Origin of the sequence: Algoriphagus chordae, assembly GCF_003254055.1 — a bacterium.
Lineage (GTDB): Bacteria > Bacteroidota > Bacteroidia > Cytophagales > Cyclobacteriaceae > Algoriphagus > Algoriphagus chordae.
Genome location: NZ_QKZT01000024.1, coordinates 44,836 through 59,912, shown reverse-complemented (window position 1 = coordinate 59,912; position 15,077 = coordinate 44,836). Strand labels below are relative to the sequence as shown.

Below are 15,077 nucleotides of genomic sequence, written 5' to 3'. Positions count from 1 at the left end.
ATCTTGCCAGCGGCAAGACCAGTAAATGCCCAGAATGAAATTCTGGGTTTAGAAAGTTTTTTATTTAGTTGGAGTGCCAACGGCACGATCGGTATTAACCTGTGAAAAGTTAATACCTAATATCCAGCAAGAAACAAATCGCACAATTGCCAAAATCAATCCTGTATTTTCTTGATGGTATTGTTTTTCAGATCAATGCTAAAATGATCAGAAGGAAGGGAATGGAATAGCTTGTTGAAAATACCAAAGAACTGAAGAAGCTGAGTGTTTAGACTAGTTTCGTTTGACTCAGATTTCTGAGAAATAGTTTCAAGAAGTTCTTCGTAAAAATTAATTCGCTCTTCAGGAATTAATTTTTTGCCGATCTCATCCCCATTTTTCAATAGGTAGAAGTCGTCGATGATACTTGCTGACTCCTTGTTTGTCAGATCGAAGCTTTTGAGTATCTCATCGAGAAATAACGTGCCTTCTTCCGCTGTCATTTTACTCCATGCGATCAGCTCATCATTGCTCATAGCAGTTAGTAGAGAGACTAGGTTTTCTGGCCAATCTGACGGTATAAATCTGGATTTGGTCAATTCTAAAAGATGATTTCTGGTGTATTCCAGGTAATCCTTGGATGCTAGAATTGTACTATCCCAAATTCCAGGATCTTGTTTTTCCAGAAGCCAACGATGCTCCATTCTGTATAGATCAAAGAACTCATTCATGTGATCTACTTCTGTGAGCGAGATCGTTTCGATTTCGAACTGAGAAGGATTGGTGGTTTTTAATGTCTTGTAAGCTGGTGGAAAAGCAGCCAGAGATGGTACTTGAATATTATACATGGTGTTGGTGGTTTGGTCTTGGAATAGGCCGGTATCATTGATGTGCATGTGTCCGGCGAAGTGTATTTTGATGCCTGCTTTAGCATAAAGTTCACTAGTCTGAGTACTAGGAACTCGTTCGAGCTGGAATTTCCTGGATCCGAAAAGTGACTTCATTTCGTCAGAAGCTCCGTCGTGAAATTCGACAAGAGGGTAATGGCTGAAAGAGATCAATGTTTTGCCACGCTTTTCTGCTTCATCAGATACTTTTTTGATCCAGTCCAGTTGGTGCTTTTTATGGATAGCTGCTTGGTTAAAGCCTACAGAAGAACCTTTCCAGTTTCCATCGGTCTTATTCCCTGAATGTGTGTACACATTTCCGTCCAGCGCCAGAAGCCAAATTCCATCCACAGGTTCCACTACATAGCTGGCATCTGGTATGAAAAGTCCTGAATCTCCAGCTGGGAAGACTCTGTTTTCGAGTTTGGAAGAAGCTTGAGCTTGGTCAAAATTGTAGTTGTCGTAATTGAGCTCCTGAAATGGATGAGCCCAGAAAATGTCTTTTTCACTGGGGAAAAAGCCATGAGCAGCAAGTGCCTGAGTGATCTCAGAATAACCCCAGTAATTGACCTGATCTGAGATTGCTGCGGATGGCGAATTGTATAATTCAACTGAACCTGCGATTGTCTGCGCGGAGCCATCGACTCCGAGGAAATCACTTTTGCCGGCTACTCCGCCAAAAGGTTTGACTGGATCATGATTTCCTGTGGTCAAGAAAAAGCGCATTCCAGCTTCCTTCGCATACTGATCCAGTATTTTCTGCAAAGCCAAAACATTCATCGGCTGGCCGTCATCGGTGAAATCGCCAGGAAGGACAACTAGCTGAATTCCCTTTTTCTTCAGATCCTCCAGAGCAGCGATAAAAGCAAAATAGTTTTCGTTGAACAGCCGAGTAGAATTCAACTGACTTTTCATCGTTCGTATGGTAGCGAACTTCCCTGTTCTTGGGTTATTAACGCCTTTGAAATCCTCTGAATGCAAATCTGCATAGACATCCTGCAGATGTATGTCTGAGAGAAAGGCAATTTCCCTTGCTGGAGATTGCGCCAGCAAGTGACTGTTGGCGCAGACTAGCTGCATAACTGCGCCGAGGAGGGTGGGGATGATGTAGTTTTTATTCAAAATCAATTCAAGTGCTTCTATTTTTTGGTCAAAACCGGATTCGGTCTTTCGTACACGTTTCCTTCAAAGCTAACTTTGTAATCAGATTTGAAGAAAGTGGAAGGCATGTAATAATCTGTGGAAATGACTTGAGCGCCAGAAGCTTTGGCGCTTTCAAACGTGGTGTAATCTTCTGTTCTCGCCTCTTTGGTGTCTGAGTCAGCACGAGTTCGGACCATGTATCCTTTTTTCACAAGCTCTCTGATATAGTCCTCATCTTTTACTGCATTATTTATTATTCTGAATCCAGCTGTGGAATTCCCTTCCTTTTTATTGACGAATAGCACAGCATTTTTAAGCTCAGGCTTGGCCGTAAGATATCGGTTGATTTTCTCTTCATTTTCATCCAAGACAAAAAGAAATTTCCCGCGTACGTCATCCAGATTTGGCCAGTTGCCAGCAAGCACGGCAGATTCCAGATCGTTATAATTTCCTTTCACCAGATCCGGTGTGATCAGATGATCCATTCCGAGATGCGTCCTGATTTCCAGATCTATACTATCCAAAGCTGATGGGGTGAAGGGTAAGGTAGGTCGGGTGCCTGGTACATTTCCTTCTTTTGCATTGATCAGAATAAAGACAGGAGAGTGGTCAGGATGAGCTTCACTCCAGGTTTTGAGTGCTCCCAGCGCATCAGCAAAGAGTAGGTAGTGAGATTGAAAATCCAGATCCTGCACATGGAAAAGCTTCAGTCCTGGCTTGGAAAGTGCGTCGCTGGGATCATAATCAAGAACGCTTCCTCCAGCACTTTTTATGATTTGTAAGCCTTTTGGATCGGAGTACCTTCCTCCTACAGGATCGTGGAATACGTCCAGTTCGAGATTCCTCAAACCTAGATCAAGTTGAGCTTCCAAGGGAATATGGGAGTATTCAAGACTTTGCGCAGCAGGAGGATTTACCTTCGATAAAAAGGCGAGTAGCTCTGGAGCCATTTGACTTTTGTAGCTATTATGGCTTCCGATGACTTGGGTCTGGTTGAGCTTGAGGTTTTGCGCAGAAAGCGTCAGTGAACTGATCGTGCAGAAAGTAAAAATCAGTAGGGCGGTGGTGTATTTCATAGTTTTTATTTCAACTGGCAATTTTCATCTATTTCGAGCGAAATTCCGCAAAACAGGTTTCACGTTTATGTTATGATTTGATAAGTGCTTAGAAAGATTGTATTTATTTTTAACCTGTTTGAAATCAGTTCTCTGGTGAAATATTCTAGAGTGAGATTCTGATAAGTTAATAAAACACTTTAAGAATATGTTAAGCCTTTGCTTTTTGAACTTAACGGAGCAGTTTAATACTTATGAATGCCCTAATTTTAGGAATGCATAAATTCTATCCAAGCCTATTAGTTTTTTGTCTGCTGGCAGTATTCCAAGTTTCTGCGCAGAGCTCAGAGAAATTTCAAATCCACTCACATAACGACTACTTGCAGACTGTGCCTTTTTGGACGGCATATTCAGCAGGCGCTTCTTCTATTGAAGTAGATTTGATTTTGAAAGATGGTAAACTCATGGCGGCTCACGAAGCTGCTAGTATTGATCCAAAACGAACCATTGAAAGTCTGTATTTAGATCCTATCTCTGAGGGGATAGAAAGTGGGGTGATTTCTTCGATCAATTTCCACTTGCTTGTGGATCTGAAAACGGAAGCTTATGCTTCTCTTGAGGTACTGCTGGAAAGCATGAAAGATTATGAATACCTGCTCTATGGGGCAAAAAATCCAGCTGGATTGAAATTGATTATTTCAGGAAATAGACCTAAGCCTGAAGATTATGGCAACTATCCTGAATGGATGCTTTTTGATTACCAAAGCATGGAACTGACTAATGATTTGCCTTGGGATAAAATAGGTATGGTGAGCTTGAGTTTTCGTCAGTTTTCTATTTGGAATGGAAAGGGTAGAATCGTGGAGGAGCAACGGGTAAAGATTCAAAACTTCATTGACCTGGTTCATAGTTTTGATAAATCGGTTCGTTTTTGGGGTTCTCCGGATAGCAAGTCTGCCTGGAAAGCTTTCCATGAAATGGGAGAGGACTATATCAATACTGATCATCCGATCGAAGCTGCTGATTACCTGAGTAAGTTGGGGACAAATATCTATCAGAATACTTCAAAGCATGAGGTTTACATGCCAAAGTTCGAGGTGGATGGAGCAGATGTGCCAGTAGAAAATGTGATTTTGATGATAGGTGATGGGAATGGGTTGGCGCAGATTTCTTCGGCTTTGTTTTCGAATGATAATCAGCTGAATTTGACCCAACTCAAAAATATGGGTCTGATCAAAACTCAGGCTGCCGATGATTTTACCACAGACTCAGCTGCTGGAGCTACTGCCTATGCTACTGGAGAGAAAACTAATAATAGAGCTATAGGGGTTGATCCTGATGGAAAGCCTTTGGCTAATTTGCCAGACATTCTTGACGGATATGGATTCTCAAGTGGTATAATTACCACGGATCAACTGACTGGAGCTACGCCAGCATCCTTCTACGCGCATCACCCAGAGCGTGATGATTCTGATCAGATCGCTGCTTATTTGCCTAAGAGTAAATTGGACCTATTCATCGGTGGAGGTGGAGATACTTTTGAATCCGAACTGGGAAGCCTGAAAAGTGCAGGCTTTACTTTGCTAGAAAGTTTAGAACAGACTGAGGCTGATCGTCTGGGCTATTTTGCGGCAAAAGGTTCTTTGCCTAAAAAGTTGGATGGGAGAGGAGATTATTTGCTGAACAGCACAGTTTTCGCGTTCGATTTTTTTGATCAAAAAGACGCTCCATTCTTCCTGATAGTTGAGGCAGCGAATATTGATTCGGGTGGACATGCGAATAGTACTTCGACGATTGTATCTGAGATGTTGGACTTTGATGAAGTCATTGGCAAAGTAATCCAATACGTTGATGCAAATCCAAACACGCTGCTAATCATCACTGCGGATCACGAGACTGGTGGAGTATCCATTCCCCAGGGAGATATACCTTCAAGCACGGTAGAACTGGCTTATCACAGCGATGATCATACGGGTATAATGGTTCCTGTATTCGCTTATGGAGCACATTCAGGAGATTTCAGAGGAGTGTATGAGAACTCCGCTGTTTTCCATAAGATCATGAACTTGGTGAAGCAGTACCACCAGAAGTGATCTGCTTTAGATTCTTAGCGTCTTCCTGCTATGGTGAAAGGAAGCATAAAGAGATTTCGGATAAAGTCGAAGGAAAGGTCTATAGCAAAGCCTAGAAGCCTAAAAGGGAGTAGCAATAACCAAACGATGGGGTAAAGTAGAATTCCTAGGATTGCCAATGGCCAGCATAGCACAAATAGAATACACCAGAGAAGGAAGCTTATCATTGTCGTTTTTTTGGAAAAGGTAAATCAATACCTGTTCCAATTTAAGAAATAGGGCTTCTCTGGGTCTAGACTAGCTTTTATCAAGAATTACTGTTTCGATATCGAACATCACTTATTGGGTATCGGACAATTAAGGCTAGGGAAAATGAAGGAACACAAGCTGAGCTGTTTTCAGATATTTTGTAGGATGCCACCTGAGAGGAGTGAATTTACTTTCAATGACATGGCTAGGTGTTTTTCTATTTTATTTTATACTAGATAATGATATAATAAGTAAACTTTTAGGCTAAATGTCCTAATTTACATAATTGTAATATTTTTTAATTATTATATAGAGGGGTCTGAAAATATGAATATTTTTTCTAATTTGGTATTAACTGAGAAATGAAACTTAGGGTTAAATTTTTCAGCAATTGATCCGGTAAATTAGTTTTGTCCAATTATTCTTTTAAATGTTTAATGAATCCTTTAATATTTTGTGGAAATCATCTAATATTTATAATTTAGAAGTTTTTTATAAGGGATCATAGTCGAAGTAATGAGTGTGCCTTGTCTGGCATTTTTGTGTATATATTATTCGTTTTGATTGATATTATTCAATTAGGCTAATTATTTAGCGATAATTGTTGCAGATAATTTGCTGATAATTGTTTTAGGTAAATATCAGTATATCAGGATTTTGATTCATTATTATTGAATCAATACAAGATTGTTGGAAGAAAATCCAGTTTTTGGATAAGTTGAATTGGAAAAATAGCTAGGGGATAAATAAATTTTTAATTAGCCTAAAATATATTGCCAATGATATGATTAAAAAACCTTTGTAAGGAGCGGATGATATTCTAGGGATCTCTCACCGCACAATACCCGCTAGCCTACGTGAAATAAAATTTTGTAGGCGATAATTATAGTCAATACTACAAATAAACCTCTCAAAATATGAAATTAATTTTACAAAGACGACTCTTGTGGAAGTCTAAAAGGATCCTTTATGGATTTTTCATTCTGGTTATGTTTAGCCCTTTTGTTACCTCAGGTGCTAACGCCTCTCCACCTTTAGAAGCAATTCAAGAAGATGTTACTGTCACAGGGAAAGTTTTAGATGAAATAGGACTACCTCTTCCTGGCGCTACAGTTTCAGTCGCAGGTACCACTATAGGTACAGTCACCGATATTGACGGGAAATTTTCAATTACGGTAGCAGATGATGCTGAGATTATTTTCTCTTACATAGGATATGAGCCTCAGCGCATAACTGTAGGTTCACAAACCGTAATCAACGTCACACTACGACCAGATGCTACAGCATTGGATGAGGTAGTTGTAATTGGCTATGGTACTGCTAAGAGAAGTGATTTGACTGGTTCCGTGGGTTCAGTAGGAGCTGAAGCTTTAAGAGAGCGCCCAGCCTCCTCCTTGAATCAAGCATTAGCGGGTAGAGTGTCTGGTGTACAAGTGAATAGTAACTCAGGTCGGCCAGGAGGAAGAACCACGGTAAGGATTAGGGGTTTTAGCTCCATAAACTCATCCAATAATCCTCTTTATGTGATTGATGGTGTTCAGATGCCCATGGGGACATTGGATCAGCAAAGTAGTGCGATAGATTATATCAATCCGAATGATATCGTGTCTGTAGAAGTGCTCAAAGATGCTTCATCAACTGCCATATACGGGTCCAGAGGAGCCAATGGAGTTATACTCATTACTACAAAGAAGGGGAATACCGGCGAAGGTAGCGTGACTTATAATATGGATTTGAGTGTGCCGATTATTGGCCCAAACAGACCTGAAGTATTGAATTCTGAGCAATACCTTGCTGTGGAAGACTTAGCATGGGCCAATATGGAGAAATATGATCCTGAAGGTTGGGCAGCTGGTAAATGGGCTTACCTAAATCCAGCACTTAGAAGAACGGATCCACGGGTTTTTGATAGTTCAGGCAATCCGCTTTTTGATACTGATTGGCTGGAAGAGACTACTCAAAGTAAGTTGTCACAAAATCACCAATTAGGCTTTACTGGAGGAAATGAGCGAACTTCTTATTCTCTTTCTTTAGGCTATAGAGACGATGAGGGCTTAGTGAAAACCTCATATTTGAAAAGATATTCTGCTCGATTTACTATAGATGATCAGGTGAAAACTTGGTTGAAAGTAGGAGGAAGCCTCAGCTACAACAATCAAACAGAGAATCTAGTCGATGTATCTGATGCAGTAGCCAGGCAAATGGTTGAGGATTTTCCATTCCTGCCTGTGAAGTATGAGGATGGTACATTTGCTAATAATAGAGACTATCCATTTGCTGAGGGGACTATGAGTTCCGCACACAGGTTGTCTGGAAGAAGGTATATCCTAAATACTCAAACTACCTTGGGGAGTGTATTTACGAACATCAAGTTTTCAGATGCTTTGGAAATGCGCACATCCGTAGGTGTAAATATTCTCACCCAGGAAAATGATAGATCTGAAACCAGAACACTGGCAATAGGGCAAAATGGTACAGCCTCTAAAAGTCTGCGTAAGGATACCTTCTGGTCCTTAGAAAATTACCTGACCTATAACAAAGTCTTTGCTGAAAGACATGCCGTAACGGGGCTTTTGGGGATTTCGTGGCAGGAAAATAATTACGAAGGTATGAGTGCCAGTATCCAGAACTTTTCCACTGATTATTTCTTATACAATAATCTAGGTGCAGGTAGCCAATTACCGCGAGTGGGGTCAGGAGCATCTAGGGAAGCATTGAATTCATACTTTGCAAGGTTGAATTACATTCTAGATGATAAGTATTTGTTTACCGCAACTGGTCGGGTAGACGGGTCTTCCAAATTTGGAGACAATAATAAGTATGCGTTTTTCCCATCTGCAGCCTTGGCGTGGAGAGTTTCAGAAGAAGGGTTTCTGAAAGGAAATTCTACCATTTCCAATTTGAAAGTTAGAACCAGTTATGGTCTGACGGGTAACTCAGAAATCCCACCTTACTCTTCGCTTTCGCTTCTGAGCTCAAACTATTCAGCTATCTACAACGAAACTCAAGTAGGAGGAACAGGTATCAATAGGCTAGCAAACCCAGATTTGAAATGGGAGAAAACGGCTCAAACAGATCTTGGAGTAGAATTAGGGATGTTTAATAACAGATTGAATGTAGAAGTTGATCTATATTATAGAAAAACTACTGACATGTTACTCGATTCGCCCGTACCAAGAACAAGTGGGTACGCCACCATTAGGAGTAATGTAGGTTCTATGGAAAATAAGGGGGTTGAGTTTACACTTAATTCTGTGAATTTTGATAGAGAAAACTTCTCTTGGAATACCTCATTCAACTTATCCTTGAATAGGAATAAAGTTTTATCTCTTGCTACCCCTGCAGATATTTTTGGTGTTGGAGGTCCTAATTTCACTAATCAGACGAATATTATTAGAGTAGGTGAGCCAGTAGGGTCTTTCTGGGGGCTCGTAAGATTGGGGACTTGGAGTGAAGCCGAAAGAGCTGAGGCAGCAGAATTTGTGAGCTATAGAAATGGGCTTACCATTCTGCCTGGAGATGTGAAATATCTGGACGTAAATGGCGATAAGGCGATCAATGATTCTGATAGAATGATAATCGGTAATGGTAGCCCTGATTTCTGGGGAGCTTTTAGCAATAGTGTAAGGTTTTATAATTTTGATCTTACCGTCGAGCTTCAATACAGCATAGGTAATGATGTGTTGGATATGACTCTTCACCCAAGTGAAGATCGTCAGGCGCTGGCCAATAGTTATACTTCTGTACTGAACGCCTGGACTCCTGATAATCAAAATACCATGATTGCGGAAATCCGTGATACTAGAGCAGGATATGTGACAAACGTGGATTCTCACTGGGTAAAAGATGGATCGTTTTTGAGAGGTAGAAATTTGCTGCTTGGATATAATTTCCCTTCAAACCTCACTAGTTCAATCAAACTAAGCAGGCTTAGAGCTTATGCTTCCGCTCAGAACTTCTTCCTACTGACAGGTAAGGATATTAACGGAGATCCTGAAACGGCCCCTATACGTGGTGGAAACGGTGATAACGTTTTCTCACAGGGTATGAACTGGCATAGTTATCCACGACCAACAATTTTTATGTTCGGTATTCAGGTAACTCTTTAATCCTTATTTACTTAAAGCGATAAAACAAATGAAAGATACTATATATAACAAAGCAGGCAGACTGTTCCTAATAGGAGCATTGACGGCAGGATTTGTAGGATGTTCGAGTTTCTTGGAAGAGCAAGATCCCTCTAATTTGACACCCGAAAGTTTCTATACTATTCCTGATCATGCTGAAGCAGCTTTGGCTTCAGTTTATGCTGATACTCGATTTATTGGAGAGGGAGCTGGAATATTTTCTTCTACTTGGCAGCTTCTGGAGGCTCCCACTGGGACGTCTACCACTGAAACAGCCCAAAATTCAGACTTAAATAACTTATATGGATTGATCTATGATGGTAGGACACTGCATGTGATCAACTGGTGGAATGGATTGTATAAAGTGATAGCTCAAGCAAATCTTGTATTGGAGAAGGTTCCTTCTATTAGCCCAATGGATGATGTACAGAAGACCAAAATACTCGGAGAGGCTAAATTCCTTCGAGCTTGGGCATATTTCTATGCGGTGAGACTTTGGGGAGATGTTCCTTTGGTTATTTTGCCTCAGACGGCAAGCTCAGAGAATTTTCAGCCAGCACCTACTAGTCAGGAAGAGGTTTACGCCCTGATTTTAGAAGATTTGAAAGCTGCTGAAGCTGCAGGGCTTCCATGGATGGATGATAGTGGAAGAGTTTCTCTGGCTGCTACGAAGTCTTTGCTGGCTAAAGTGTATTTGACGATGGCGGGTTTTCCACTAAGCAAAGGTGCTACTCACTACCAATTGGCTGCTGATAAAGCGAAAGAGGTCGTTGATTATGCGAATTCAAATCCACTATCGATCAATTTATTTCCTACTTACTCAGCAATTCATGATGAAAATAATGGCAATAGGTTAGAGCATATTTTTATGCTACAGTATAATGTGATCGTGTCTGGGAATCCTATGAATAATATGTTCCCGAACTTCAAGCCTGTTACATTCGCTGGGCCTTCTGGTACAGGAAGTACCGTGCCTACAGAAGAGTTCTACAATTCGTATGAGACCGGGGATCTTCGAGCTTTGAATCAGGTGGGTTATTTCTATACCACTTACTATGAAAATGGGAGTGGTGCTGAATTTGACTTGGGCGCGCCTTACATCTTTAAACATTTCAATCAGTTGGCTTTAGGGTCTAAAGATCAGCCTGGTAATAGAGCCAATAATTTGAATGTTCCTCTGATCAGATTTGCAGAAGTATTGTTGATCTATGCCGAAGCTCAAAATGAAGTGGGTGGACCGAATGCTTTAGCTGTTGAAAGTTTGACAAGGATACGAGACAGAGCTGGATTAACAACGCCATCTGTGGGTGGCTTTACGGCAGACTCATTTAGAGATGCAGTCTTGAAAGAGAGGTGGCATGAGCTGTGCTACGAGCAGATTACTTGGTTTGATATGCTACGCTTGCGCAAAGTGTATAATGAAGCCAGCAATAGCTTTGATCAATTTGAAGGGCATGTGAATCCTAGTTCTAATCAAGCTTTGCAGGCTAAGCATTATTTGATGCCTTATCCTCTGCCAGAAATGCAAAATAATCCAAATCTAATTCCACAAAACCCTGGTTATTAAGAAGGGAAGGTTATCTGAATAAGAATATGATTTATTACTTACGGAAATGGCTCCAATTTTTTGGAGCCATTTTTTTATGGATATCAGCAGAAACTCGATAATAATTAGTCGATCAAGCAGCTAGGGTCTCCTCCGGGAAAATGATAGAAAAAGTAGTACCTGGATGAGATTGGAAAGAGAGGTTACCATTGATTTGCCTGGTGAGGGTCCTTACCAATCTTAAGCCCAAGGAAGAGGTCTTCTCAATGTCCAGATCCTTGTCTATTCCTTTTCCAGAATCAGAGATAACCAACTTGAAGTCCTTAGATTCAGTCCGGTTGAGGCTAATCTCAATTTTACCTGTCTCGGTACCTTCAAAGGCATATTTGAGTGCGTTGCTCAAGAGTTCATTGGTGATAAGTCCTAGCGGAACAGCCGTGTCAATATCTAAGTTGATTTCTTCTGCCTGAATGATCACTTCGACTTCCTTATTCTTGCCATAAGTCTGGGTGAGAAACTCGCTAAGTTGCTTCATATATTCCTGCATATTGATGCTGGATAGATTCTCATATTGATAGAGTTTTTCATGGATCAAAGCCATGGTCTTTACTCGACTTTGACTTTCTTTCATGGCATCGATCACCTTGAGGTCTTTTACTCCACGAGTTTGCATGCTTAGCAAACTGGAGATGATCTGAAGATTGTTTTTAACCCTATGATGAATCTCTTTGAGCAAGAGCTCCTTCTCATCGTTTTGCTTGGCAATTTCTGCATTCTTGATTGCTAGTTGGAGGTTAGCTTTTTGCTTGAGCCTTGCTCTATAGAAAAACACTAAAATGATGATTAACAACAGTGCTATTCCTGCCAAACTCAAATAAATATGACTCTTTTGTTTGGCCGCTAGGAGGTGCTGGATTTGAGATTCTTGTTCCAGTTCTACGATTGCCTGATCTTTCTTTTCTGTTTCATATTCGGTTTGAAGCTCAGCGATCTGTTTCGTTTTGGTCTCATCGAGAATGCTGTCTTCGTAAGCCTTATATTTAGTGTAATACTCGTAAGCATTTTTGTAATTCCCCCGGTCCAGGTTTGATTCGGAAAGTGCTAGATAAGTAGGTGCTAAGGTGCTTTTTTGCCCGAAATCTAAGCGATAGCTTAATGCTTGGTTTAGGTATTCATCGGCCTTATTATAATTGCCTATACGTGAATAGGAGATTCCTAGATTATGACTCACAGAGGCTATTTGCCTGCTCTCCTCATTGTTCATGTGCTTTAAGGCAAGCTGATATTCTTGAATAGCTTTTTGATATTCTTTCTGCGAAAAGAAGATTTTTCCTCTTAGAATATATCCTCTAGTCAGGCCCTCTCCATAATTGTTTTCGGAATAATAAGCCAAGCCTTTTTCTGAGTAATAAGAGGCAGAATCATAAATTTCCTTATCCAAATAATACCGGGCAAGTTTGAAATCCAGATCCGCATTTCGAAGTCCATTTTCTGATTTCTCAGCAAATACTTTGGCGAGTTTTACATATTTCAACCAATTTTCTTGATCCTCAAGTTTATCGTAGGTGTCTTCGAGCATGATGTAGCCGAGATTTATCCTTCTTTCATCTTTGAGATCTTCGCTGAGTTTTAATCCTTTTAGTGCGTAAAATAATGCTTCTCTATATTCACCAAGTGAATTGTAAATAGTAGTCTTATTGTAGTATAGATTCGTCCAGCGTCCAGAAGTAAGAGGTGTGTTGGTTTTCAATACAGAATCAGCCTGCTCCATATAGTTTAGTGCTAGCTTATAACTCCCTTGATAACTATAAGCCAAACCTATATTCTCAAGCACGGAAGCCACTCCAGCGGTGTCTTTGAGCTCTTGAAAAATCGGTAAAGCTTGATTGTAGGCAGCAAGGGCAGAGTCGTAATTTGAAGCCCTTTCCTGAATGATGCCCAGGTTCATAGCCATCCCCGCTGCACTTTCTCTCATTCCGGCTTTTTGATAATTGGCTAAAGCTAGTGTAAAGGCATTTTTAGCTGCCTCAAAATCAGAGCGGTAAAATTCCAGATTGCCGAGATTGTTTTGAATACCTGCCAATAGCTTAGCCTCTTGTTGAATCTTGGGGTTTAGAATAGATTTATAGAAGTAATCATATATAGCAGGGTTCAAAGAACTAGCACCGCGATCATAGAGTATTTTAAAAAGTGAATCGACCTCTTCGTATTCGTCTTGGCTGAGTTTTTCATGGATTTTCCTGTCATATATACTCAAGGAATCTGCTGCCCAATTTTCGTTTTGAGCCAATAAATAAGAAGGAGAGGCGAAAAAAACTAAGATGAAAAATTTGACTAGTATGTCTTTCATGTACATTTTTCGTTGAAATTGAGCTTTTTCAAAAGTTAATCAACCTAATTAAATGTACTTGATTTTCATAGCTTTAGACTGAAAAGTATGTATATCCGCTTTTCTACCAGTAAGGTGGAAAAAGCAATGTAAGATATGTTAAACTTAAAAATTGAGGCCGCTTCGGTCTTCGGTCTCCCGATAGCTATCGGGAGGTCTTCCAGCCTGATAAACAAAGAATTTAAGGTGACTGGCATCATTGCGGATAATCATATTGAAAAGTATATAGCTGACACCTTCCTTCTTGATTAGCTGTAGGATTAATCTATGCTAAATTGAATTGGGAGCTGATAGCGCACAGATTTAGCTATGCCATTGTGTGAAGCTGGGATCCATCTAGGCATTTTTCTAACCAATCTCAAGGCTTCTTCATCAAGTGATCCCGAGAGAGATTCTACCAGCTTGATATCTTCGATATTACCAGACTCATTGATAACGAATTCCACGACTACTCTTCCTTCAATTCCTCTGACCTTCGCGAGGTAAGGGTAGTGAAGGTTTTTATTGAGGTATTCGCAGAGTGCGTCATAGCCGCCAGCGTAGGAAGGAGCGGCTGATACGGGTTTGATAATACGTTCATTTCTAGGACTTGCGGAATGTAGGTAGGCAATTTGATTCTGTGCAATACTAGGAGCTACTGTGCTACAAACAATGATCATGACTAAAATGGCGCTGAGAGTTTTCATCAGAATTAAGTTTAAAGTGAAACAATTTCTGATAGAATGTACTCAGTTAGTCAATTGGCCAGTCTGGTCTAGGTAAGAACAGCAGACATTAGTAAATGAACTGTAGAAAAATGTAAATCAAGGAAAATTGAACTACTCAGATTTGAGTCTTAAAGTGTCTTGATCTGATTGACCAGCCAGCTGTGTTGTGATCGGGAAATTGGGATTTCTTTACCTGAAATATGCACTGATTGATTGTCAATCGCATCGATAGCCTCGAGGTTAATCAAAAATGATTTGTGAATTCTGGCAAATTGATTTGGGTTAAGTTTTACTTCCAAATCCTTCAAAATGGCTCTAATCACATATTTTTTATCTCGGGTATATACCTGAGAATAATTGCCATCAGCTTCGAAATAAATGATGTCATTAAATTTTACTTTGACGAGCATGCCATTGTTTCGCACAAAGAGACTATCGCTCAGCATCATTCCAGTGGCTTCTTCTTGTGTCTCTTTTTTCTCATTTTCCGCGGCATAGTTACTAAGCGCAACTTCCAGACAGGCATGGATATCTTTTTCGTGAAATGGTTTGACCAAATAGCCATAGGGGTGTGTTTCCTTCGCTCGAGCGAGCGTGGCTGTGTCCACATGTGAGGTAAGAAAAACGAAGGGGATCCGGTACTGTTCTCTAATGTCCGCGGCAAGGGCTATCCCGTCTTTTCCACCTTTGATCTTAATGTCGAGTAGGGCCAAGTCTATGGGCTGTTCTTCCAGAAATTGCATGGCCTCTCGCGCACTAGTAGCAATACCGCAAACTTCATAGTCCAGACTTTCAAGGATGTCCTTGAGGTCTTCAGCAATAATTAACTCGTCTTCGACTATTAGAATTCTTGGCCTATTCAAAAATGCTGGGTTTTATTGAGTATCTAATTAAGTGAAAAATTCAGAACTGACCCGTTTTTT

At 40.4% G+C, this 15,077-nt stretch carries 9 protein-coding genes; 3 read left to right on the top strand and 6 right to left on the bottom strand.

Annotation, left to right across the window (positions count from 1 at the left end; translation table 11 throughout):
* Nucleotides 1-155: 155 nt before the first annotated feature.
* Nucleotides 156-1,946: a metallophosphoesterase family protein gene (locus LV85_RS19555; RefSeq protein WP_111322627.1), complete on the bottom strand. Its 1,791-nt coding sequence runs from the start codon at nucleotides 1,944-1,946 to the stop codon at nucleotides 156-158.
* A gap of 59 nt (nucleotides 1,947-2,005) precedes the next feature.
* Nucleotides 2,006-3,085, bottom strand: a complete 1,080-nt coding sequence (locus LV85_RS19550) for a phosphatidylinositol-specific phospholipase C1-like protein (RefSeq protein ID WP_111322626.1) — start codon at nucleotides 3,083-3,085, stop codon at nucleotides 2,006-2,008.
* 254 nt (nucleotides 3,086-3,339) lie between these two features.
* On the opposite strand from LV85_RS19550, the gene LV85_RS19545 reads away from it, so the two are divergent.
* Nucleotides 3,340-5,157 carry an alkaline phosphatase gene (locus LV85_RS19545; protein WP_111322625.1) on the top strand — a complete coding sequence of 606 codons (1,818 nt, stop codon included), beginning with the start codon at nucleotides 3,340-3,342 and terminating at the stop codon, nucleotides 5,155-5,157.
* 14 nt (nucleotides 5,158-5,171) lie between these two features.
* Here the strand turns inward: LV85_RS19545 and LV85_RS19540 are convergent, their stop codons facing one another.
* A complete protein-coding gene (locus LV85_RS19540; RefSeq protein WP_111322605.1) occupies nucleotides 5,172-5,363 on the bottom strand; it encodes a hypothetical protein in 192 nt (63 codons plus the stop codon).
* A 939-nt stretch (nucleotides 5,364-6,302) separates the two neighbouring features.
* Here LV85_RS19540 and LV85_RS19535 point away from each other — a divergent pair.
* Together LV85_RS19535 and LV85_RS19530 are read left to right on the top strand one after the other, a co-directional pair.
* Complete coding sequence (locus LV85_RS19535; protein WP_111322604.1) at nucleotides 6,303-9,494, top strand: SusC/RagA family TonB-linked outer membrane protein; 3,192 nt, start codon at nucleotides 6,303-6,305, stop codon at nucleotides 9,492-9,494.
* A gap of 28 nt (nucleotides 9,495-9,522) precedes the next feature.
* Nucleotides 9,523-11,079, top strand: coding sequence for a RagB/SusD family nutrient uptake outer membrane protein (locus tag LV85_RS19530; protein ID WP_111322603.1), 1,557 nt, complete (start codon nucleotides 9,523-9,525; stop codon nucleotides 11,077-11,079).
* Nucleotides 11,080-11,191: 112 nt separating this feature from the next.
* On the opposite strand, the gene LV85_RS19525 is transcribed toward LV85_RS19530, so the two are convergent.
* From LV85_RS19525 to LV85_RS19515, 3 genes are all read right to left on the bottom strand, one after another.
* Nucleotides 11,192-13,408 carry a tetratricopeptide repeat-containing sensor histidine kinase gene (locus tag LV85_RS19525; RefSeq protein ID WP_158531214.1) on the bottom strand — a complete coding sequence of 739 codons (2,217 nt, stop codon included), beginning with the start codon at nucleotides 13,406-13,408 and terminating at the stop codon, nucleotides 11,192-11,194.
* Nucleotides 13,409-13,707: 299 nt separating this feature from the next.
* Nucleotides 13,708-14,133, bottom strand: coding sequence for an energy transducer TonB (locus LV85_RS19520; protein WP_111322601.1), 426 nt, complete (start codon nucleotides 14,131-14,133; stop codon nucleotides 13,708-13,710).
* 149 nt (nucleotides 14,134-14,282) lie between these two features.
* Nucleotides 14,283-15,017, bottom strand: a complete 735-nt coding sequence (locus LV85_RS19515) for a LytR/AlgR family response regulator transcription factor (protein WP_111322600.1) — start codon at nucleotides 15,015-15,017, stop codon at nucleotides 14,283-14,285.
* Nucleotides 15,018-15,077: the final 60 nt, after the last annotated feature.

What these genes read in the sequence shown, in the direction of transcription:
- LV85_RS19535 (WP_111322604.1), top strand. Translation starts at nt 6,303, where the DNA reads ATGAAATTAATTTTACAAAGACGACTCTTGTGGAAGTCTAAAAGGATC.
- LV85_RS19530 (WP_111322603.1), top strand. Translation starts at nt 9,523, where the DNA reads ATGAAAGATACTATATATAACAAAGCAGGCAGACTGTTCCTAATAGGA.
- LV85_RS19555 (WP_111322627.1), bottom strand. Translation starts at nt 1,946, where the DNA reads ATGCAGCTAGTCTGCGCCAACAGTCACTTGCTGGCGCAATCTCCAGCA.
- LV85_RS19525 (WP_158531214.1), bottom strand. Translation starts at nt 13,408, where the DNA reads ATGAAAGACATACTAGTCAAATTTTTCATCTTAGTTTTTTTCGCCTCT.
- LV85_RS19545 (WP_111322625.1), top strand. Translation starts at nt 3,340, where the DNA reads ATGCATAAATTCTATCCAAGCCTATTAGTTTTTTGTCTGCTGGCAGTA.
- LV85_RS19520 (WP_111322601.1), bottom strand. Translation starts at nt 14,133, where the DNA reads ATGAAAACTCTCAGCGCCATTTTAGTCATGATCATTGTTTGTAGCACA.
- LV85_RS19550 (WP_111322626.1), bottom strand. Translation starts at nt 3,085, where the DNA reads ATGAAATACACCACCGCCCTACTGATTTTTACTTTCTGCACGATCAGT.
- LV85_RS19540 (WP_111322605.1), bottom strand. Translation starts at nt 5,363, where the DNA reads ATGATAAGCTTCCTTCTCTGGTGTATTCTATTTGTGCTATGCTGGCCA.